At 35.9% G+C, this 23553-nt stretch carries 20 protein-coding genes; 15 read left to right on the forward strand and 5 right to left on the reverse strand.

The window, feature by feature from the left end:
* Nucleotides 1-88 precede the first annotated feature (88 nt).
* A complete protein-coding gene (exsM, locus tag ACLBXA_RS10410; protein ID WP_000207046.1) occupies nt 89-502 on the forward strand; it encodes an exosporium regulatory protein ExsM in 414 nt (137 codons plus the stop codon).
* A 145-nt stretch (nt 503-647) separates the two neighbouring features.
* On the opposite strand, the gene ACLBXA_RS10415 is transcribed toward exsM, so the two are convergent.
* The 3 genes from ACLBXA_RS10415 to ACLBXA_RS10425 all read right to left on the reverse strand — a co-directional run bounded on the left by ACLBXA_RS10415 (nt 648) and on the right by ACLBXA_RS10425 (nt 5439).
* Entirely contained in the window at nt 648-3323 is a 2676-nt protein-coding gene (locus tag ACLBXA_RS10415; protein WP_000820955.1) for a PRD domain-containing protein, read from the reverse strand.
* Between the two features lie 104 nt (nt 3324-3427).
* Nucleotides 3428-4165, reverse strand: a complete 738-nt coding sequence (locus tag ACLBXA_RS10420) for a polysaccharide deacetylase family protein (protein WP_000597185.1) — start codon at nt 4163-4165, stop codon at nt 3428-3430.
* 200 nt (nt 4166-4365) lie between these two features.
* Entirely contained in the window at nt 4366-5439 is a 1074-nt protein-coding gene (locus ACLBXA_RS10425) for a glycosyltransferase family 4 protein (protein WP_000378320.1), read from the reverse strand.
* Nucleotides 5440-5976: 537 nt separating this feature from the next.
* On the opposite strand from ACLBXA_RS10425, the gene ACLBXA_RS10430 reads away from it, so the two are divergent.
* Together ACLBXA_RS10430 and wecB are read left to right on the forward strand one after the other, a co-directional pair.
* Complete coding sequence (locus tag ACLBXA_RS10430; protein ID WP_000704926.1) at nt 5977-7302, forward strand: UDP-glucose dehydrogenase family protein; 1326 nt, start codon at nt 5977-5979, stop codon at nt 7300-7302.
* 74 nt (nt 7303-7376) lie between these two features.
* Nucleotides 7377-8492, forward strand: a complete 1116-nt coding sequence (wecB, locus tag ACLBXA_RS10435) for a non-hydrolyzing UDP-N-acetylglucosamine 2-epimerase (RefSeq protein WP_000140145.1) — start codon at nt 7377-7379, stop codon at nt 8490-8492.
* A gap of 37 nt (nt 8493-8529) precedes the next feature.
* On the opposite strand, the gene ACLBXA_RS10440 is transcribed toward wecB, so the two are convergent.
* Nucleotides 8530-9648: an LCP family protein gene (locus ACLBXA_RS10440; protein ID WP_000392803.1), complete on the reverse strand. Its 1119-nt coding sequence runs from the start codon at nt 9646-9648 to the stop codon at nt 8530-8532.
* A gap of 82 nt (nt 9649-9730) precedes the next feature.
* On the reverse strand, nt 9731-10366 hold the full coding sequence (locus ACLBXA_RS10445; RefSeq protein ID WP_000926669.1) for a YigZ family protein: 636 nt from the start codon (nt 10364-10366) through the stop codon (nt 9731-9733).
* Nucleotides 10367-10602: 236 nt separating this feature from the next.
* Here ACLBXA_RS10445 and ACLBXA_RS10450 point away from each other — a divergent pair, with 236 nt between their 5' ends.
* The 12 genes from ACLBXA_RS10450 to ftsX all read left to right on the forward strand — a co-directional run bounded on the left by ACLBXA_RS10450 (nt 10603) and on the right by ftsX (nt 23520).
* A complete protein-coding gene (locus ACLBXA_RS10450; protein WP_000684725.1) occupies nt 10603-11445 on the forward strand; it encodes a DegV family protein in 843 nt (280 codons plus the stop codon).
* A 172-nt stretch (nt 11446-11617) separates the two neighbouring features.
* A complete protein-coding gene (locus ACLBXA_RS10455) occupies nt 11618-11932 on the forward strand; it encodes a winged helix-turn-helix transcriptional regulator (protein ID WP_000400856.1) in 315 nt (104 codons plus the stop codon).
* 148 nt (nt 11933-12080) lie between these two features.
* Nucleotides 12081-13511, forward strand: coding sequence for a C40 family peptidase (locus ACLBXA_RS10460; protein ID WP_000499488.1), 1431 nt, complete (start codon nt 12081-12083; stop codon nt 13509-13511).
* 127 nt (nt 13512-13638) lie between these two features.
* The gene (gene comFA, locus ACLBXA_RS10465) at nt 13639-14988 is read left to right on the forward strand and encodes an ATP-dependent helicase ComFA (protein ID WP_002083580.1); all 1350 of its coding nucleotides are present in this window, start codon (nt 13639-13641) and stop codon (nt 14986-14988) included.
* On the forward strand, nt 14988-15692 hold the full coding sequence (locus ACLBXA_RS10470; protein WP_042596636.1) for a ComF family protein: 705 nt from the start codon (nt 14988-14990) through the stop codon (nt 15690-15692). Before comFA ends, ACLBXA_RS10470 begins: the two co-directional genes overlap by 1 nt.
* Nucleotides 15693-15818: 126 nt before the next feature.
* Entirely contained in the window at nt 15819-16016 is a 198-nt protein-coding gene (gene cspC / locus ACLBXA_RS10475) for a cold shock protein CspC (RefSeq protein ID WP_001990088.1), read from the forward strand.
* Nucleotides 16017-16337: 321 nt separating this feature from the next.
* Complete coding sequence (hpf, locus tag ACLBXA_RS10480; protein ID WP_000671187.1) at nt 16338-16880, forward strand: ribosome hibernation-promoting factor, HPF/YfiA family; 543 nt, start codon at nt 16338-16340, stop codon at nt 16878-16880.
* Between the two features lie 272 nt (nt 16881-17152).
* Nucleotides 17153-19660, forward strand: coding sequence for a preprotein translocase subunit SecA (gene secA, locus ACLBXA_RS10485; RefSeq protein WP_000579374.1), 2508 nt, complete (start codon nt 17153-17155; stop codon nt 19658-19660).
* Between the two features lie 144 nt (nt 19661-19804).
* A protein-coding gene (gene prfB, locus ACLBXA_RS10490) for a peptide chain release factor 2 (RefSeq protein ID WP_097807990.1) occupies nt 19805-20903 on the forward strand; the annotation gives its coding sequence in 2 pieces (ribosomal slippage) (nt 19805-19876 and nt 19878-20903; 1098 coding nt in all).
* 439 nt (nt 20904-21342) lie between these two features.
* Entirely contained in the window at nt 21343-21666 is a 324-nt protein-coding gene (gene cccB, locus ACLBXA_RS10495) for a cytochrome c551 (RefSeq protein WP_000727971.1), read from the forward strand.
* A gap of 284 nt (nt 21667-21950) precedes the next feature.
* Nucleotides 21951-22637 carry a cell division ATP-binding protein FtsE gene (gene ftsE, locus ACLBXA_RS10500; protein WP_000594331.1) on the forward strand — a complete coding sequence of 229 codons (687 nt, stop codon included), beginning with the start codon at nt 21951-21953 and terminating at the stop codon, nt 22635-22637.
* Nucleotides 22627-23520, forward strand: a complete 894-nt coding sequence (gene ftsX, locus ACLBXA_RS10505) for a permease-like cell division protein FtsX (protein WP_000645028.1) — start codon at nt 22627-22629, stop codon at nt 23518-23520. The genes ftsE and ftsX overlap by 11 nt, the downstream gene beginning before the upstream one ends.
* Nucleotides 23521-23553: the final 33 nt, after the last annotated feature.

The raw sequence follows: 23553 nt of genomic DNA on the forward strand, positions 1-23553 counted from the left end.
ATTAAAATTGAAAAAGTCATAAATGATTATGTCTAAACCATAAAGTAGTAGAAGTAGTGCTGGGAAATTTATATAAGGAGAATGCCTTATGACAACACATTTCTTTGCCAGGTTAACAGGTAAGAGGGAAGTGCCTCCTGTAAATACAGAAGCTTTTGGGGTAGCAGAGTTTATTTTTAGTGATGATTTAACGAAATTGCATTACAGAGTCATACTAAAAAATATAGAAAAGGTTACATCGTGTCAAATTCATTTAGGGAAGTCTACTCAAATTGGTCCTGTTGTTTTATATTTGTATGGTCCACTGGAGCAAGGTATTAGCTTGAACGAGGGAAGCATTACTGGTGTAGTGAATGTGGAGGATTTTGAGGGACCTTTACAAGGGAAATCATTTGTACATTTACTTCAAGAAATTATTCAAGCAAACGTATATGTTAATGTCCATACGAAATCACAAAAAAGAGGAGAAATAAGAGGGCGAGTTAGAAAAGTAAAGAAATAGAGGAAAAGGCTGTCCATATGTTGGAACAGCCTTTTCTTCTTAATATAAGGTGCTAGTTTTAGCGATTATTGTCGGTAAAGCGATATATTTTGAAAATCGCTGATATAACTCGCGTTACGGTCGATATTTTTAAAAACTGCCTCGATTAATTTTTCGCAGGCTGATTTTTAATAAAGAAGTCCATAACGTAAAATACTTCGTCATCAGGTATTTGTATTTCAAATGTATTTTCAATTGGTTGCAATGCTTTTTTTACTTTCATATACATCCAGTATTCATCTTGTCTTCTTTTCTCTTTATCAGGATGAGGAAGAAGGCTTTCTCCTTTTTGAAGACGGTCAACCATACAGCTCATATGCAGAATAACGCCCATTAAGCTATCAGGAGTTAGCTGTAAGGAAATTAATTCTTGAATTGTATTTAATGCGTAACGAATTGTTTTGATCAGTAATGCCCCATCGTTACGCTGCATTTGTTGTTCAAGAATATCCGCCATTTTTGCATATGTTTCTTCATACGTAATTAATTCTTGAATGGGCTGAATTACTGTGTAGTTTACGATGTCTTGGAAATGATATGTTAAGCACGGCACTTGCACATCGAAATTCGTGACGATACAAATGATGTTACGCTCTTTTTTTATGTTCTCAATCATTTTCGTTAAATCTTTTTCATGGACGATACTAATCGGAATAATTTCAATTAAGTCTTTATCAAATCTTAAATAGTTTTCTAACATTTTTTGAATAGCTAGAGCACTTCCTTCACCAGTTAAACAAGCTGTTAAAATAACAGATTTCATTGGAGAGAGAGGTTTTTTCTTTTCTTCTTGTACGTTTAAGTAAAATGGTGTTAAATTTTTTACTGTTTCATACAGCGCATCTAATGAATAACCGAGCTGAGCTTTTCGAGCTGCTTCTAGTGCATGTGGTGTGCTCGTCATCGAGAGAACACGTACAGGGATTTTGAACTCCGTTTCTAATATGTCACCGATATAAGCAAGTGACCCCATATCAACAAGTAAGAGAAGCCCATTTACATTTTGTAGTGTTTTCATATACACTTTCACACGTTCCAAGAAATCTTTCGGTGATTCGTGTAACGGCATATCAATACCGGTTACTTCCTCAATGCCGAGAAGTTCGTTTGCAACGTTTGCCATTTCAGTTGCGATGCCATTACCGTGTGCTAATATTAATACTTTTACTTCTGTTTGTGAGGCAGGAATTGGATCAACAACGAAGAACATTGTTAAAAAGCCAGCTTCATCAATAGGCATTGTTATTTGTAATTCTTCCTCCAGTAGTTGAATGCATTGCATAGCGACGGAAAAAGCTTCTTTATATTTCGTACGAATTTGATTTAATTGTGGGTGATGTATTTGTTTTCCGCTTTGTAAACGTTGTAGAGTTGTCTGTACATGTAAACTTAAAGCGAGAAATACTTTTTCATCAAACGTCTTAGATAAATGCTTTTCAGCAAGTTCCGCTATTTTTTCACATACGGAAACGATATTACGATCCACAATTTTAAAAACATTTTCATGGCTTGTTTTTTTGGATATTTGGTTAAAATATTGTACGAAAAAGCTTTGAACATCATTTTCTATTAGTAATTCTAATTCTTCCTCTTCGATACCACGGGCTTGAAGTTCTTCGTATTTATAGTCAATATAATCGTAAATAGAAGAGCGTTTTTCATCTTCTGTTTTATGATTACTCCAACCTTCCTCACCTGTAAATACAAATGTTTCATTTGGTATTTGGTATAAGTGACGGCTCTTCCTTTCAATGAACAACCCTTCTTTCATATACCAAGGTAAATCTGTACTTGAAACATAGACAGAATCACGTTTCTTTGTGACCAAATCAGAATAGGCTTTCGCACAGGCAATTTGAACATCTGTTTTTAATTGACCAATGTTATTGGGACAATTATAAAAGACGAAAGCACGCATTGCATTTGGGCTAACGTGAATGTCTTTTCGCAGACGAATTGCTTCATTTGTGAAAAATAGCTGTAGTAAAGCAAAGCGCTCTTTATGTGTACGCTCACGAAGTGGTGGCAGCGTAACAGTCATCGGTATACGTCTTGTAAATGTTTTTAATAAAAATGAATTTGGTTCTTCTGTTGTTGCAGTAATGATTAATACTTGTGCTTTACGTTCGTTCTCTGTTTCTCCAAGGCGGCGGTACACTCCGCGGTCAATAAAGGTGAAAAGCATTTCTTGTCCCTCTGGAGGTAGGCGATGTACTTCATCTAAGAAAAGAATTCCTTCATGTGCTTTTTCAATTAATCCTTTTTGATCACTTGCTCCTGTGTAAGCTCCTTTTTTAATCCCAAATAATTGCCCGAGTAGTAGCTGTGGATTATTTGCGTAATCAGCACAGTTAAAGACGATAAATGGTGCATTTTTAGGAAGCTGTTCAACTTCAATTGCATATTCGTGCATTAAAGAAGCAAACATAGACTTTCCGACCCCTGTTTCTCCCAGTAGTAAAGTATGCATACCGTTTGGAGGATAGAGCATAGAAGCTTTCGCTTTTTCAATTGCGATTTTAAGGCTCGTATTTTCAATTGCAAATGTATCTAATGAAGTTACTTCTTTTGAATGCGTTTCCAACGAAGTGTTCGTTTCTATGTAAAAACGAACAGGTCGCGTATTTGTTTTTAATAAACGTTTATCTTTTACAAGTTTGTTTAAGTCGCTACTTACATTGGCGCGATCTAGTTGCAACAGGGTAGCTAGTTCTGATGCGGTTACACCTTCTGTATAATTGCCTTCTTGTATTGCGTTAAAAATGAGATCTATTCGTTTCATTTCTATTCACCTCGAAACTTCATCACTATTTAAAATTTTACACAAAAATGGGAAGGGTGGGAAGAGAAAAATAAAACAGCTTTAGCACATAGGCACTAAAGCTGTTACAATCTTGTGTCTTTCCAAAAATTTACCTTGAGATGAGAAGAAGGATTATAGGGAAGAAGTTTGTATCCTTGTGACTGTAAATAATCAATTACTTTTGGCAGTATTTGTACGGTTACACTCGAATCATGCATTAAAATGACTTCTACTTGTTCATCACTTTGATTACGTACTCTTTCGAGTATGGCAGAAGGATTGTCATAGCTTTTCCAGTCGTATGTATCGATTGTCCAATCCCACATTTTATACTGGGCCGATACAAGTGCGTCACGGTAATTCTTTTTTAAGTAAGGCATACTACCATATGGAACGCGAACGAGATGTGTATTTAATTTCGTAACTTGCTGGACAATGCTTTGTGTTTGCTCCATTTCTGCAATTAAAGTGGAAGGGTCACCAGTGTAAAGGCGTTTTACATCATGTGACATGCTGTGGAGACCGATATAATGTCCTTCTTTAATTAATCTTTGCATCGTTTTTGTGTAATGTGGCACTTTTCCGCCAATAACAAAGAAAGTTGCTTTTCCGTTCTTTTCTTTTAAGATGTTTAAAATTTGTGTAGTATATTTGTTTGGCCCGTCATCAAATGTTAAGTACGCAATTTTTTGTGTAGGAGAGGTCGTTTCAGTATTTGGATGATATTCAGCAGGAATAACAGTTGTTGCTTCAGTATTAGATGATGCGTACATAGTAATGGTTAAAAATAAAATAATACATTGCAATACTCGCTTGATCATAACATTCACCCTCAGTTTGACAATCAAGATGTAAAAAGAAAACTTGATACGTTTCTTATTATGTATATCTTTCTCCAATAGAGGAACTCTCAAACAATCTATATTTTGGAAATGTAAAATAATGAATAAAAAAATAGCATCCTCTTATAAGAAAGAGGGTGCTATTTGAATATTTCATAATGGTAAAGGCTATACTACAATTAGTCTTCGCGTTTTTTCACTTTTTTATAAAAGGAAATAAGTGGTTTGTAACGTTCATGTACAAGCCCGATTATTTCAGCAATGATTTCTGTGAAGAAAATCAAAGCGAAAAGAAGAATAATGGATAACCATAACGTTGCACTAGTGAAAATAATGGCATTTACACTAAAGAAAATACCGAATGCGTATATTATTAGTACCGTTTTGCGATGAGAGAATCCCATTGCAAGTAAGCGGTGATGTAAATGCGATTTATCTGGTGCTGAAATAGGTTTTTTATTTACGATACGACGGATGATTGCAAATATCGTATCAAATATAGGTACACCTAAAATGATAATTGGAACAATAAAACTGAATAACGTTACACTTTTGTATAATCCAAGTAACGATATAACAGAAATACAGTATCCTAAAAATAGTGCTCCTGTATCTCCCATGAAAATTTTTGCTGGATGGAAGTTGTAGAATAAAAATCCAATTGTACTTGCTAATATAATTAATGCGAGTGGCAAGATAATCGCTGTTCCAGTACCCCATGGGCTAGTGAAGGCCATATATGCTAGCGTTGCAAGTACGATAGATGAAATCCCAGCAGATAATCCATCTAAGCCGTCAATTAAGTTGATTGCATTCGTAATACCTACAAGCCAAAATACTGTAATTGGATAAGCAAGCCATCCAAGTTCAGTATCCCCAAGGAATGGGATATATAATACTTGCACTAATAATCCACTTTTTACAATCATAATGGCAACTAACAGTTGTCCACCGAATTTTACTCTCGCAGATAACTCGTACATATCATCTAAAATTCCGATGATTACAATGATAATCGCACCTAGCGTTATCGATAACATTCTTTGCTCATATAAGCCGCCGACAACAAATCCTACAGCTACACCGATAAAGATTGCTAACCCGCCAAGACGTGGCATAATCTTTTGGTGCACTTTACGTGCGTTTGGCTTATCTGTCGCTCCTATTTTAAAAGCTAATTTAATAACTAAAGGAGTAACGACGAGTACAGTGATGAAAGATGCCAAAATGGCATAAATCACTTGTGAGTCCATTAATACCCCACCCTTTATAGTCTAACGTAATTTTTTTTTGGAAATATATTTATCTGAAAATTATGATGTTTATTTACAGGCTCATAACATATGGTATCACAAAAAGATTAGAATTCAATCTTTTTTTCTTTTTACGGTTAATGGAAGCGGATAGAATATATGACAATTGTATATAGAATATTGAATCATATAAGAAGGTTAATCGTACTGGACTTTGGAATATGACATTTCCTCTTTTTCTTCGATAGTGAATACTTTTAGTTCAGTATTATAAGTGTTACACGTAGAAATGAGTAAGTCTCGTGTTAAAATGTGGGAATTTATCTGGAGTGAGCTGGTAACTGGATTCCCAATGATTAAGTTTCACTTTATATTATAGTGCATTTAATTTTACAAAAACTTTAAAAAGAATGAGGGAAGTAATTCATATAATGAAAAAGGAAAAGAGTTTTCTCATTTTTAATGTGAGAGGGGGAAGCGCAGGGAGAATTCTATATTTCATATCTTTTCTATTGTATATTCCTGTGCGAAAAGGAAATGAAAATTACGATAGTAGGTACTGGATATGTTGGATTGATTACAGGAGTAGGATTGGCAAAGTTGGGGCATTCAGTTACATGTTTTGATATAGATGATGAGAAAATTGAACGGATAAAACAAGGGGATTTACCTATTTATGAGGTTAGATTACATGAATTAATAAATCATGCATATGAGAATAATGCTTTAACTTTCACATCAAATAAAGAAGAGGCGTTTGAGGATGTAGAGTTTATATTTATTGCAGTTGGAACACCACCTTTATTAGATGGGACGGCGGATTTAACATATATTCAGAGTGCTTGTAATGATATTGGAGTATATGCGACGAACGATATTATTGTTGTTACGAAAAGTACAGTTCCAGTAGGTACAAATGATGTAATGAAAGGATGGATTGAGGAGGAGTTAAAGGGGAGATATACATTACATATCGTATCGAATCCAGAGTTTTTGCGTGAAGGTTCAGGTATTTATGATTTCTTTCATGGAGATCGTATTGTAATTGGAGCAGATAGTGAGGAAGTAGCAAGAAGAGTAAAGAGTTTGTATAGCGAATTACGCTTAGAAACGTATGTTACAGATATTAAAAGTGCAGAGATGATTAAATACGCGTCGAATGCCTTTTTAGCTACAAAGATTAGTTTCATTAATGAAATTTCAAATATATGTGAGAAGGTAGGCGCAAATGTATTGGATGTTGCTAAAGGGATGGGAATGGATAAGAGGATCGGTGCATCTTTTTTAAATGCAGGTATTGGATACGGGGGATCATGTTTTCCAAAAGATACGAAAGCGCTGGTGCAAATTGCGGGAAATGTTGCTCATGATTTTCGTTTGTTAAAAGCGGTTATTGAAGTAAATAATAAGCAACAACTGCTATTGATTGAAAAAGCGAAAAAAGTCATGAACATGAATAAAAAGCGGATTGCAGTTCTTGGCGCATCCTTTAAACCGAATACGGATGATATTAGAGAGGCATCATCTCTTATTATAATAGAAGCATTAATTAATATAGGTGCAGATATTGTTCTTTACGACCCAAAAGCAATTCAATATGTGAAAAATATATTTGGAGATGCTATACAATATAGTAGATGTATAGATGAATCGATTAGAGATGCGAGTGCGGTTTTTATCGTAACAGAATGGGAAGATATTCAAACTTATCCGTTAGAAAAGTACGTACAACTTATGAGGGAGCCTATTTTATTTGATGGGAGAAATTGTTATACTGATGAAGATGTTAAGAAACAAAAGATAGATTATTACTCGGTGGGAAGAAAAAGTATTTGTAATAGAAAAGTTTCTGTTATGCGTTAAAAAGGGATGTACTCATACATATTTTTATATGTCATAATAGAAGCTGTAATTAGTGAAAGAAAAGAGGCAATCACATGACTGAACGTTTAAAAGTAATGACAATTTTCGGGACACGTCCAGAAGCAATTAAAATGGCACCTCTTGTATTAGAGTTGCAAAAACACCCAGAAAAAATTGAATCGATTGTGACTGTAACAGCACAACATCGCCAAATGTTAGACCAAGTATTAAGTATCTTTGGAATTACGCCAGATTTCGATTTAAATATCATGAAAGACCGCCAAACTTTAATTGATGTTACAACGCGTGGCTTAGAAGGTTTGGATAAAGTAATGAAAGAAGCGAAGCCGGATATTGTACTTGTACATGGTGATACAACAACAACATTTATTGCAAGCTTAGCTGCTTTTTATAATCAAATTCCAGTAGGTCATGTTGAGGCGGGCCTTCGTACGTGGGATAAGTATTCTCCATACCCAGAAGAGATGAATCGTCAATTAACAGGTGTAATGGCGGATCTTCATTTCTCACCAACAGCAAAATCAGCAACGAACTTACAGAAGGAAAATAAAGATGAGTCACGTATTTTCATCACAGGAAATACAGCGATTGACGCGCTACAAACGACTGTAAAAGAAACATATAGTCATCCTGTACTAGAGAAACTTGGAAATGATCGTCTTGTACTTATGACAGCTCACCGTCGTGAAAACTTAGGTGAACCGATGCGTAATATGTTCCGTGCAATTAAGCGTCTTGTTGATAAGCATGAAGATGTACAAGTTGTGTACCCTGTTCATATGAACCCTGTTGTTCGTGAAATAGCAAATGAAATTTTAGGTGAACATAACCGTATTCATTTAATTGAGCCGCTAGATGTAATTGATTTCCACAATGTTGCAGCTCGTTCATACTTAATGTTAACGGATTCTGGTGGTGTACAAGAAGAAGCTCCATCACTTGGGGTACCAGTTCTTGTTCTTCGTGATACAACAGAGCGCCCTGAAGGTATTGAAGCAGGTACGCTGAAATTAGCAGGAACAGACGAAGAGACAATCTTTGGTCTTGCTGATGAGTTGTTATCAGATAAAGAAGCTCATGATAAGATGGCGAAAGCATCTAATCCTTACGGTGATGGTCGTGCATCAGAGCGTATTGTAGAAGCAATTTTACAACACTTTAATAAGTAAATAAAAAAGGCCCAATCGGATAGATTGGGCCTTTTTGTTATGGCTGATTGCGCATAATCCACTCTGCATGAGCATTTGTAGAAGGTGGCGGATCAGTTGGTGTTTTATTTTGGTTTGTTTCTTTTTTTGTTTGTTCGTTAGAACTTGAATTTGAATCAGGATTTGAGTTGTTTTTTGTAGTTGGATTTTTTGCTTTTTCTCCTAATTCTTTTTCAATTTCGTTACGCACCGTTTCTACACTGATTGGATCTGGAAGGAAGTAATAAATACCGCCTACCTTTTTGTCTTCGCCTTCAAGCTTTAACGTTTGCATTGTAGAAGGATCAAATCCAGAAATTTTATTGTAAAGAGCAAGTCCGTCTGAAATAGGAATGTCGGTTTTTATATATTTTCCAACGACAGCCGTTAAATCTTTAATTTTAAATACAGTAGATGTGGAGTTTAGTTTATGAGCAACAGCGGCCAGTAATTGTCTTTGTCTAGCAGCTCGACCATAATCGCCATTTGGATCTTGCTTTCGCATACGGACGTAAGCAAGTGCTTCTTCACCGTTTAAGTTTTGCTGTCCTTGCTTAAATTGAATTTTTTTGTAGTAATCCACGTCAGAGCGCTCCCAGAAATCGAAGGGTACGTCAACAGTAACACCGCCAACAGCATCAACGATACCTTTAAAGCCTTGGAAATCAATTTTAAGATAATGGTCTACAGGAACTTTTAGAAAGCCTTCGACAGTTTTGATTGCCATTTCTTCTCCGCCGTAAGCATGGGCAGCGTTAATTTTGTCTTCTTTATTTTTACCAACAATTGTAACTCGAGAATCACGAGGAATACTCATAAGTGAAATCTTTTGCGTTTTCGGGTTGACTGTTGCAAACATTAATGAGTCTGTACGACCATTTTGACCGTCTGTCGCATAATCTTCTATACCCATAATGAGAATTGTAAAAGGTTCCTTTGTAATTTCTACATCTTTGTTTCTTAAATCCGATTTTTCACGAGTAAAACCACTATACATCCCCATAAGAGAAGAGTAAGAATTTAACACATAAACTCCTATACTGCCAAATAAAAATGCGAAAATAAGGAAGAAGAAAAGTTTCCTTCTTCGTTTCTTTTTTATTCTGCTATTTTGGAGATGATAATAACGTTCTTCCATATATAATCTCCTTAGTTCGTTAGTTCATTTGTAGGGAAGTAATTCACTACATTAATCTTTAAAGGTGATAAAAGAGTTATGCTTAGATAACATCTTGTTCTAAGTACAACATATCTCCTTCTGTAATTGTACATTTCCCGTTTGTTAATTCAATCATCCAATCTGTAAAGGCTTGTTTGCCGTCTTCTTCAACATACGTATCAAATGTGACATTTTCTAGATAATGTATATCTTTAATGGCATATTTTGAATTGCGTAATTCATTTTCCACTTTGCCAAGTAATGTGTAATCAATCTCGGTTTGCATCACACGCATTAGTTTTCGCTGGACAACACCGACATGATTAATGCCTTCGCTTGTACACTTTCCATATGCACGAATTAATCCACCTGCGCCAAGTTTAATGCCACCAAAATAGCGTGTTACGACAACAACGGTATCTTTTAGTCCACGTTTTTTAAGTACTTCTAGCATTGGTACGCCAGCTGTACCGCTAGGCTCGCCGTCATCATTTGCTTTTTGAATATGATCTTGTTCGCCAATTAAATAAGCGGAACAATTATGTGTTGCATTCCAATGTTGTTTTTTTATTTTTTGTATAAATTCTTGAGCCTCTTCCTCAGTCGTTGCTCGGCTAATATAACAAATAAATCTTGATTTTTGAATGACGATTTCGTGTTCGCCGTAGTCTTTGATTGTTAAATATTGTAATAGCACTTGTATACGCCCCTATCTATCAAAATGACTAGTACTTTCCATTTTAAAAGCGAGGCTTTTTATATTCAAACATTTTTTCTAAATACGTTGAAGTTTTTGGTGATTATTTTATCTTTTTGTTGTAATTTGTCGAGATGGTGAGTATAATTTCAACCGGCATTTCCCTGTATGGATGCACCATTTGTAGTTTTCGTGTAAAATTAGGAAATAAAACTTTTTATAAGGCAGGTACGAAAATGAAAATAGCTATTGTTACTGATAGTACAGCATATATACCGAAGCAAATTCGTGATGAACTCAATATATATATGATTCCATTAAACGTTGTGTTTGGAACAGAATCTTATCAAGAAGAAGCTGAAATTTCAGCAGATGATTTTTATGTGAAAGTACGTGAACAAGAGGAACTTCCAAAAACTTCTCAACCAGCAATCGGAAAGTTTGTTGAGCTATATGAAGAACTAGCTAAAGATTATGATGCAGTTATTAGTATTCACCTATCAAGTGGAATTAGTGGTACATATCAAACATCAACAACAGCTGGACAGATGGTAGAGGGTATTGATGTATATACGTATGACTCTGAAATTAGTTGTGAAGTACAAGGATTTTATGTGCGTGAAGGTGCAAAGTTAGCAAGTGAAGGAAAGAATCCAAAAGAGATTATCGCTCGTTTTGATGAAATGAAGAAAACGATGGACGCCTATTTTGTAGTTGATGATTTACATCATTTGCAACGTGGTGGTCGATTAAATAGCGCGCAAGCTTTCATCGGCAGTCTGTTACAAGTGAAGCCAGTTTTATATTTTAGAGATAAGATCATTATTCCGTTTGAAAAGATTCGTACACGTAAAAAAGCATTAAAACGTATCATTGAAATTTTTGATGAGCAAGCAAGTAAAGGTGTACCTATGGAAGCAGTTATCATTCATGCGCAACGTGAAGAGGAAGCGAATGAATGGAAGAAAGAATTAGAAGCAAAATATCCTCACGTCACAATTCGTACAGGTTATTTTGGAGCTGTAATTGGTACGCACTTAGGTGAAGGTGCATTAGGTCTTGGATGGTATACGAAGTAATAAAGATATAAAAAGCTCTCTTTTTAAGAGGGTTTTTTTACGGGTATGTTACGTTTAGTTGACAAGTTAATATTTGGAAATGGTAAAATGTACGTAAAATAAAATAATGAGGAAAGTTTTATAACTTACTTTTTACAAGAAACTATATTATAATAGAAGAGAGGTGAAACATATGGAGCATAATTCTTGTTTATGTCCAAAGTTTGAGTCAGCTTTTACTTTGCTTAGTAAGAAATGGACTGGCTTAATTATTAAATCTTTGCTTGAAGAGTCGAAACGTTTTAGAGAAATCGCAGATATCATCCCAAATATGAGCGATCGTATGTTGTCAGAGCGTTTGAAGGAATTGGAAAGCGAGGGCATTGTAGTTCGTGATGTTTATCCAGAAGTACCAGTTCGAATCGAGTATGGCTTAACTGACAAGGGAAAAGCGTTAGAAAGTGTTATGGATGAGGTCCAAAATTGGGCTGAGAAATGGATGAAGTAGCATTTCATTTGTATTCGTATATTTAATAAAACGTAAGGGATTCCTTACGTTTTTTCTTTGTTCACAGAAGTGAGAAAAGTATATAAATTTCTACACATACATACAAAAATATACGAATTTTGCGCTAGAGCTACAAATAATATTACATTTGTTTTACAAAAACGTAACATTAGCAAAAAAAATCCCGAATTATGGTATAAATTTTATAGGTTATATACGGAAAAAGAAAAAAGAAAGCGGTGTAAAAAATAAAATGAAAAAGCTAAAAATGGCATCTTGCGCATTAGTTGCAGGGTTAATGTTTTCAGGACTAACACCAAATGTATTTGCAGAAGATAAAATTTCTGACGTGAAATCACAAATTAATACACAAAATGACACTTTACATAAACAACAACAAGAACGTGATGAATTACAAAAACAAATGAATGACTTAAACAAAACAATTCAAGGTTTAGATAAGTCTGTTCAAGAGAATGCTGCAAAACTTGATGAAACAACGAAAAAAGTTTCTGATACTGAGCAATTAATTGAAAAGAAAAATAAAGATATTGCAGAATTACAAACAAAGATTGCAAAACGTGAAGAGTTATTAAGAAAGCGTTTAGTTGCACTTCAAGAACAACCAAATACGAACGTTGTAACAGAAGTTCTTGTAAACTCTAAAAACGTTGCAGATTTAGTTGATCGTTTAACTTCTGTTTCTAAAATTCTTGAGTCTGATGAAGATATCATGAAAACACAGCAAGAAGATCAAGCTAGTGTGAAAAAAGATGTTGCAACGGTAAAAGAGAAACAAAAAGAATTAAAAGAAGCACAAGCTCAAATTGAAACTGCTAAGAAAGAACTTGACGCTGAAAAAGAGAAAAAAGCAACAGCGGTAAACGATTTAAGCGGTAAAATGGATACAGTTGTAACTACAATGACAAGTACGGAAAGCCAATTAAAAGAGCTTGAGAAACAAGCGTTACAATTACAACGTATTGCAGAAGAAGAAGCACAAGCAAAAGCTGCACAAGAAGCTGCTGCTCAAAAACAAGCAGAGCAAGCTGCTAAAGCTGCGCAAGCTCAGCCAGCACAAGCACCTGCAGAGCAAGCTGCACCAGCAAACAATGGTGGACAAGCTCAAAAAGAAGAGCCTAAAAAAGAAGAACCTAAAAAGGAAGAACCTAAAAAAGAGGCACCTAAAGCAGAAAAGAAAACACCAGAGCAAAACCCAGCACCAACTCCACCGGATACTGGCGTAATTGGTAAAGCTAAGCAATATTTGGGTAAGCCATATGTTTGGGGAAGTGCATCTCCATCAAACGGTGGTTTTGATTGTAGTGGATTCATTTCTTACATTTTTGGTGTAGGTCGTCAAGATGTTAGGGGTTACTGGAACTCAGTTTCTAAAATAAGTAGTCCACAGCCGGGAGACTTAGTGTTCTTCCAAAACACTTATAAAGATGGTCCATCTCACATCGGTATTTACGTTGGTAATGGCCAAATGATCCATGCTAGTGATAAAGGAATTGCGTACGGTGATATTAACAGCTCATATAACCAAAAACATTTCTTAGGTTACGGTCGATTCTAGGATCTATAAAAGAATAAAAAACGTGTATAAAGTCGATAGCTTACTATTTTATAAGTAGGTTATCGGCTTTTTTGAGTTTTTACGGGATTTGAAGAAGGGTTTATAGTAGTGCTGGAGGTGATTGTTGATGCTGGCGGGGAAACAGTTGCTATTAGACGAACTTTCTTCAGATTTACAGAGGGAATTAAATGATTTGAAAAGGAAGGGAGAGGTCATATGTGTACAAGGTGTAAAAAAGAAGAATTCTAAATATATGTGCCAACGCTGCGGAAATGTAGATCAGCGGCTATTTGCGTCGTTTTTATGTAGAAGGTGCAGTAAAGTGTGCACATATTGCCGGAAGTGTATAACGATGGGGAGGGTAAGTGAATGTGCTGTACTTGTTCGCGGGATTGCTGAAAGAAAGAGAGAAAAGAAATTAAACTTGTTACAGTGGAACGGGAAGTTGTCTACTGGTCAGAATTTGGCGGCACAAGGTGTTGTAGAGGCTATTAAGCAAAAAGAATCATTTTTTATTTGGGCTGTATGCGGGGCTGGGAAAACAGAGATGTTGTTTTACGGTATTAACGAAGCGCTTCAAAAAGGAGAAAGAGTTTGTATCGCAACGCCGAGAACGGATGTTGTTCTGGAATTAGCACCGAGATTACAAGAAGTATTTCCATATATAAAGGTAGCGGCTTTATATGGAGGGAGTGTGGATAAAGAAAAAGATGCAGTACTAGTCGTTGCGACCACGCATCAATTATTGCGTTATTATAGGGCGTTTCATGTCATGGTTGTAGATGAGATAGATGCTTTTCCATATTGTGCAGATCAAATGTTACAGTACGCGGTAAAACAAGCGATGAAAGAAAGGGCGGCGCGTATTTATTTAACTGCGACTCCAGATGAAACGTGGAAGCGAAAATTTAGAAAAGGTGAACAAAAAGGTGTTATTGTTTCTGGACGATATCACCGTCATCCTTTGCCAGTTCCTTTATTTTGTTGGTGCGGGAATTGGAAAAAAAGCCTCATTCATAAAAGAATTCCTCGAGTTTTACTACAGTGGTTACAAACATACTTAAATAAAAAACATCCTATTTTTTTATTTGTCCCCCATGTGCGATATATAGAAGAGATAAGCCTGTTGTTAAAATCATTAAACAAGCGAATTGAAGGTGTACATGCAGAAGATCCGGGGAGAAAAGAAAAAGTAGCGGCTTTCAGAAAAGGAGAAATCCCATTATTAGTTACAACGACAATTTTAGAGCGAGGCGTAACGGTGAAAAATTTGCAAGTAGCGGTTTTAGGGGCTGAAGAAGAAATATTCTCAGAAAGTGCACTCGTACAAATTGCGGGCCGAGCAGGGCGGAGCTTTGAAGCACCGTATGGAGAGGTCATTTATTTTCACTATGGTAAGACAGAGGCGATGGTGCGCGCGAAAAAACATATTCAAGGTATGAATAAAAATGCCAAAGAACAAGGATTGATCGATTAATGCATTGTTTACTTTGTGATGAGTGTTTTGTAGAAAAGGTTAGTTGGTACACTTTTTTTGTAAAGTGTCATAGAAAATATATATGTGATAGATGTGAGCAGAAACTTTCCTATATTATAGGAGAAATTTGCATGGAGTGCGGCCGACCTTTAGAATTTGTTCCTGCCTCATTTCAAGAAGACGGTATTTGCATAGATTGTATAAGGTGGATGAATGAGGAGAAGTATCGTCCTTTTAAAAACCGTTCGTTATACATGTACGATAATGAGATGAAAGAAATAGTAGCACAGTTTAAGTTTCGGGGTGATGCAGAGTTAGTGCGCATTTTTTATCGTCCTTTTCGAAGTTTATTTCAAAAGTATTTTGCTGATGTTTCAACCGTTATCGCTGTTCCGCTTAGTAAGGAAAGGGAAGTTGAACGTGGCTTTAATCAAGCAGAGTTATTAGCAACTTGTTTGCCTGTCCGTATTTCTGATTTTTCCTTAAGACGGCGAGAAACAGAAAAGCAAAGTAAGAAGACGCGTAAAGAAAGGGTGTCAGGAAGCAATCCTTTTTATTTTCAGGGAGAAGAGATGTTTTGTGGGCAACATATTTTACTCGTTGATGACGTGTATACGACAGGAATTACAGTTAGGCAAATCGGAAGTTTGTTATATGAAAGAGGGGCAAGGGAAGTATCTAGTTTGACACTTTGTAGAAGTTAATATGGCAGTGTCGAAAGGGATAATAAAAAGGCGATAAGTCTTCTTTGACTTCATATGTTGTCATTCGTTATAGTCAAAATATGGGGCGAATGCCCTGATTTTTAGAGTGAAGGGAATGGAATGAACATGCAAGGACGAGTGAAATGGTTCAATGCAGAAAAGGGATTTGGATTTATTGAGCGCGAAGATGGTGACGATGTATTTGTCCATTTTTCTGCTATTCAACAAGATGGGTATAAGTCATTAGAAGAAGGGCAACAAGTAGAGTTTGACATTGTAGATGGAGCACGTGGACCACAAGCAGCTAATGTTGTAAAACTGTAGGAATATTGTTTTTGGGAAGAGAAAGCTGCATTTGTGGCAACGTTATATATATGGTAGAACCTCTTGTTTTTCGCAAGGGGTTTTTTGTTATAGGGTAAGTTGTCAAAAAGTTGTTTCTTTTCTGTAACGAATTGGCCACAGTTATATTCGTTATTCACGATGTTAATAGGATAAAATAAAGATAGAAACGATGCATCTTTTCATTTCAACAAAAAACGATAAAAAAATCGCAATTCCACTAATTTTTTTAAAAAAGTTAGAAGGAGTTTTTAAGCCAGTGTCGAAATTATAGTACATAGGCTTGAAAGGAGGAATTCATCTATGAAATTCAACATTCGTGGTGAAAATATTGAAGTAACTCCAGCATTAAAGGAATATGTAGAGAAAAAACTAAGTAAGTTAGAACGTTATTTTGATACATTCCCAGAGATTAAAGTTAATTTAAAAGTATACTCTGACAAGCAACGTGTCGAGGTAACAATACCATTTACTGATTTATTACTTCGTGCAGAAGAAACTAATAGCGATATGTACGCTGCTATCGATTTAGTAGTTGATAAAATTGAGCGACAAATTCGTAAACATAAAACAAAAGTAAATCGTAAGTTACGTGAGAAAGGTTCTATGAAAACAAACTTTATCCTTCCAGAAGCAGTAGCTGTTATGGATGAGGTAGAAGAGGATGAATTAGAACTTGTACGTACAAAACGATTCGATTTAAAACCGATGGACGTTGAAGAAGCGATTCTACAAATGGATATGCTAGGACATAATTTCTTCGTCTTCACAAATGCTGATACAAATGAAACTAATGTTGTATACGGCCGTAAAGATGGGAAATATGGTTTAATCGAAACTAAATAATAATTCAAAAGCGCAGCCGAATGAGGCTGCGCTTTTTTTGCTGAAAATAGATTTTTAAAAAACTTTTCTTAATTTAGAACGAGACATTCGGCCGATTGTTGTCATAGTTATAAGACAAGTGTTACAATTATCATTAGGTATATACATTTTAGTTTTTTAATTAGGAGAAAAATTGGCATAACATACATTTGATTTTTACAACGACTGATTGTAATAGAGAAAAAGAAAAACAATCGGAAGTTTTATTTTAATAAAAGAGGAGCGTATTTCCTATGATCGGTATTTTAAAAAAGGTGTTTGATGTAAACCAACGCCAAATTAAACGTATGCAAAAGACAGTTGAGCAAATTGATGCATTAGAGTCATCTATTAAGCCACTAACTGATGAACAATTAAAAGGAAAGACGCTTGAATTTAAAGAACGTCTAACAAAAGGTGAAACAGTAGATGATCTACTACCTGAAGCTTTTGCAGTTGTTCGCGAGGCGGCAACTCGTGTTCTTGGAATGCGTCCATATGGCGTACAGTTAATGGGTGGTATTGCCTTACATGAAGGGAATATTTCTGAGATGAAAACGGGTGAAGGTAAAACGTTAACATCTACATTACCTGTATATTTAAATGCTTTAACAGGAAAAGGTGTTCACGTTGTTACAGTCAATGAATACTTAGCACAACGTGATGCGAACGAAATGGGACAACTTCATGAGTTCCTTGGCTTAACGGTAGGAATTAACTTAAATAGTATGTCACGCGAAGAGAAACAAGAGGCTTATGCTGCTGATATTACGTATAGCACAAATAATGAGCTTGGATTCGATTACTTACGTGACAACATGGTTTTATATAAAGAGCAGTGCGTTCAACGTCCACTTCATTTTGCTATTATCGATGAAGTCGATTCTATTTTAGTCGATGAAGCACGTACGCCGCTTATTATTTCGGGACAAGCTCAAAAATCAACAGAGCTATACATGTTTGCAAATGCATTCGTTCGTACGTTAGAAAATGAAAAAGAGTATTCATTTGATGTGAAAACGAAAAATGTAATGTTAACAGAAGATGGTATTACGAAAGCAGAGAAAGCTTTCCATATTGAAAACTTATTCGATTTAAAACATGTAGCACTTCTTCACCATATTAATCAGGGGCTTCGTGCACACGTTGTTATGCACCGTGATACAGATTATGTTGTACAAGAAGGCGAAATCGTAATTGTAGACCAATTCACTGGTCGTCTTATGAAAGGTCGTCGTTATAGCGAAGGATTACACCAAGCAATTGAAGCAAAAGAAGGTGTAGAAATTCAAAATGAAAGTATGACACTTGCGACAATTACATTCCAGAACTACTTCCGTATGTATGAAAAATTATCTGGTATGACTGGTACAGCGAAAACAGAGGAAGAGGAATTCCGTAACATTTACAATATGAACGTTATTGTAATTCCAACAAACAAACCGATTATTCGTGATGATCGTGCTGATTTAATCTTTAAATCAATGGAAGGTAAGTTCAATGCTGTTGTTGAGGATATTGTAAATCGTCATAAACAAGGGCAACCTGTTCTTGTAGGTACAGTTGCAATTGAAACTTCAGAGCTTATTTCAAAAATGTTAACACGTAAAGGTGTACGTCATAACATTTTAAATGCGAAAAACCATGCGCGTGAAGCAGATATCATTGCAGAAGCTGGTATGAAAGGTGCTGTAACGATTGCAACGAATATGGCTGGTCGTGGTACAGATATTAAGCTTGGAGACGATGTGAAAATCTTCGGTCTAGCAGTTATCGGTACAGAACGTCATGAAAGCCGTCGTATTGATAATCAGTTACGTGGTCGTGCTGGTCGTCAAGGGGACCCTGGTGTGACGCAGTTCTACTTATCAATGGAAGATGAATTAATGCGCCGATTTGGTTCAGATAATATGAAAGCAATGATGGATCGTCTTGGTATGGATGATTCTCAGCCAATTGAAAGTAAAATGGTTTCTCGTGCGGTAGAGTCTGCACAAAAACGTGTTGAAGGAAATAACTATGATGCACGTAAGCAGTTATTACAATACGATGATGTACTTCGTCAGCAACGTGAAGTTATTTATAAGCAACGTCAAGAAGTAATGGAATCGGAAAACTTACGTGGCATTATTGAAGGTATGATGAAATCTACAGTAGAACGTGCTGTTGCGCTTCACACACAAGAGGAAATTGAAGAAGATTGGAACATTAAAGGTCTTGTTGACTACTTAAATACAAACCTTCTTCAAGAAGGAGACGTAAAAGAAGAAGAATTACGTCGCCTTGCTCCTGAGGAAATGAGCGAACCGATTATCGCGAAATTAATAGAGCGTTATAATGACAAAGAAAAGCTTATGCCAGAAGAGCAAATGCGTGAGTTTGAGAAGGTTGTTGTATTCCGCGTTGTAGATACGAAATGGACAGAGCATATTGATGCGATGGATCACCTTCGTGAAGGTATTCATTTACGTGCTTACGGTCAAATTGATCCACTTCGTGAGTACCAAATGGAAGGATTCGCGATGTTCGAGTCAATGGTTGCTTCTATTGAGGAGGAAATTTCTCGTTACATTATGAAAGCTGAAATTGAACAAAACTTAGAACGTCAAGAAGTTGTTCAAGGTGAAGCTGTTCATCCATCTAGCGACGGCGAAGAAGCGAAGAAAAAGCCAGTTGTAAAAGGTGACCAAGTGGGCCGCAACGATTTATGTAAATGTGGTAGCGGTAAAAAATATAAAAACTGCTGTGGTATTGTTCAGTAATATAGGGCGGTAGCTTTGGCTGCTTTGCAAACTTTTATATCAAAAATGTATAATTAAGAAGGGTTAAACTCTCTCCGTAATAAGTGGAGAGAGTTTCCCTTGTTTTCATACGAAAGTAACAGCAATTACATAGAGGTGAAGGAAATGGAATTAGTAGAAATTAGACAGGAATTAGAGAAAATGGCTAAGCGATTAGCGGCTTTTAGGGGGTCTCTTTGACCTTCCTACTAAGGAGAAACAAATTGCAGAATTAGAAGAAAAAATGATGAGCGCAGGATTTTGGGATGACCAACAAGGCGCGCAAGCTGTAATTAATGAAGCGAATGCGTTAAAAGATATGGTTGGAAGTTTCCGTCAATTAGATGAAACGTTCGAAAATTTAGAAGTAACGCATGAGCTTTTAAAAGAAGAATACGATGAAGATTTACATGAGGAATTAGAGTCAGAAGTAAAAGGCTTAATTCAAGAAATGAATGAGTATGAGCTTCAGTTACTATTAAGTGATCCTTATGATAAAAATAATGCAATTTTAGAATTACATCCAGGTGCAGGTGGAACTGAGTCACAAGACTGGGGTTCTATGTTATTACGTATGTATACACGTTGGGCTGAAAAACGTGGATTTAAAGTAGAAACGGTTGACTATTTACCAGGTGATGAAGCTGGTATTAAGAGTGTAACTTTATTAATTAAAGGTCATAACGCTTACGGTTACTTAAAAGCAGAGAAAGGTGTACATCGTCTTGTACGTATTTCACCATTTGATTCTTCAGGTCGTCGTCATACGTCGTTCGTATCTTGTGAAGTTGTACCAGAGTTCAATGATGAAGTTGAAATCGAAGTACGTACAGAAGATTTAAAAATTGATACGTACCGCGCAAGTGGAGCGGGTGGGCAGCACGTTAATACGACAGATTCAGCAGTTCGTATTACACATACACCGACAAATACAGTTGTAACGTGTCAGTCGGAACGTTCTCAAATTAAAAACCGTGAGCATGCGATGAAGATGTTAAAAGCGAAATTATATCAAAAGAAACTAGAAGAGCAACAGGCACAATTAGATGAAATCCGCGGGGAACAAAAAGAAATCGGATGGGGTAGCCAAATCCGTTCTTACGTATTCCACCCGTATTCTCTTGTAAAAGACCACCGTACAAATACGGAGGTTGGTAACGTACAAGCAGTTATGGATGGAGAGATTGATCCATTTATTGATGCCTACTTACGTTCTCGCATCTAATAAGTGAAAAAAAGCCAACTAAATTGTTGGCCCACGCTGAGGATATAGAGGATATAAAGAATTTGATTTTATTTTTATAGATGAAGTAAAGAGGAAGAGAAGTTGGAAACGACAACTTCTCTTTTTGATGGGATTATATGTAGATTACAATGGTGTATATTGTTTTGTAAAAAGTAGAGAATAGTAAAATAGAGCGATAATAGGGTAAAGATTTATATAGAACATTTCTAATTTTCCTTTTAAAAAGGATTCTTTATAGAAGTTTTTTAAGCTGTTCACAGAATTGAAACAACTTATGAAAGCTTTATTTTATCAAGGTTCTCACTGTATTTTTGAGGAATATGAAATACACCTTAGTTTTTCTATATAAAGATAATGCTTATAATGAAAATGAGTGTGTTAGGAATAAAAAGAATATCAACAATGGGGAGCGATAGAAGTGAAAAAGAAATTGTTGGCTATTGCGCTAGGGACATCGGTTGTTTTTGCTTTAGGAGCATGCGGAAATAAAGAAGAGAGTAAGTCTTCGAAACAGTCTGCAAGCACAGACAGCGCAGAACAAATTTTCCAAAGAAGTTGTGCTGGATGTCACGCGACAGATTTATCAGGGGCAACTGGACCTGATTTAAGAAAAGTAGGCGGTAAGTACGACGCTGCAGATATCGAAGAGATTATTAAAAAAGGCCGCGGTTCAATGTCACCAGGACTTATTCAAGGTGAAGATGCGAAAAAAGTATCTGAATGGTTAGCTGAACATAAATAAAAAAGGTGAACTGGACGAGTTGATAATATAGGTCAACTCGTTTTCCTTTTCATTTATGTAACATAACTGTAACAAAAATGTATCCGAACTGGAAACCGTTTGATGTTACAATGGGGTTTGTAGAATTTTGCTGAAATATATTACATAGAGTGGTATTGCTTATGAGAAAGCATAAGTAAACTACCTTCAACAAGGATGACTAAGTGAAAATGAAGGATGTCTTTTATTTTCAGATGTACAGAAAAGTATTTCGAAAAAAATCATTAAGTATTGGGTGATAAATAATGATAAAAATGACGAATGTTTATAAGGAGTACCCGAATGGTATGAAAGCCATTGCTGGTCTTACAGTTAACATTAAACAAGGTGAGTTCGTATACGTAGTTGGACCGAGTGGAGCCGGAAAATCTACATTTATTAAAATGATGTATCGTGAAGAGAAGCCATCTACAGGATCAATTAATGTAAATGGACTTGTTATTGAAACATTGGCAGAAAGAGATGTTCCATATTTTCGTCGTCAATTAGGCGTAATTTTCCAAGATTTTAAATTACTACCTAAATTAACGGTATATGAGAATGTTTCGTTTGCTTTAGAAGTAATTGAAGAAGAACCAGATGCAATTCGTGAGCGTGTAACAGAGGTTTTAGGTCTTGTAGGTCTTGAAGATCGTGCAGATGCAATTCCAAGTGAACTTTCAGGTGGAGAGCAACAACGTGTGGCTATTGCAAGAGCGATTGTAAATCGACCAAAGGTTGTAATTGCCGATGAGCCAACAGGTAACTTAGATATTGAAACAGCTCTTGATATTATGAAGATTTTTACTCGCATTAATGAGCGTGGTACAACAATTGTTATGGCGACGCATAATGCAGATATCGTAAATACAATCCGTCATCGTGTAATCGCGATTGAAGGCGGAAAAATTGTTCGAGACGAGATTGAGGGAGGATACGGATATGAAGGCTAAGACCCTTAGTCGACATTTGCGAGAAGGTGTAAAGAATCTATCACGTAACGGATGGATGACATTTGCTTCTGTTAGTGCAGTAACAGTTACATTATTACTTGTAGGTGTCTTTTTAACAGCGATTATGAATATGAACCATTTTGCGACGAAAGTAGAGCAAGATGTAGAGATTCGTGTACACATTGATCCAGCTGCGAAAGAAGCTGATCAAAAGAAATTAGAAGAAGATATGAGTAAGATTGCAAAAGTAGATTCTATTAAATATTCTTCTAAAGAAGAAGAGTTAAAACGTTTAATTAAAAGCTTAGGTGATAGCGGAAAAACGTTTGAGTTATTTGAACAAGATAACCCACTTAAAAACGTATTCGTTGTAAAAGCAAAAGAACCAACAGATACAGCGACAATCGCGAAGAAGGTTGAAAAAATGCAGTTTGTCAGTAATGTTCAGTACGGAAAAGGGCAAGTTGAACGATTATTTGATACTGTAAAAACTGGTCGTAACATTGGGATTGCGTTAATTGCTGGTCTTTTATTCACAGCAATGTTCTTAATCTCTAACACAATTAAAATTACAATTTATGCTCGTAGTACAGAAATTGAAATTATGAAACTTGTTGGTGCAACAAACTGGTTCATTCGTTGGCCATTTTTGCTAGAGGGGTTATTCTTAGGAGTATTAGGATCAATTATTCCAATTGGCCTAATTCTAGTTACGTATAATTCGTTGCAAGGTGTGTTTAACGAAAAACTTGGCGGAACAATTTTCGAGCTTCTACCATACAGTCCTTTCGTATTCCAATTAGCTGGTTTACTAGTGTTAATCGGTGCGTTAATTGGTATGTGGGGAAGTGTAATGTCAATTCGTCGTTTCTTAAAAGTATAAAAAGTTGCAAACATAATTCGTACAAGCTTATCA

This window comes from Bacillus sp. D48C, assembly GCF_053345735.1.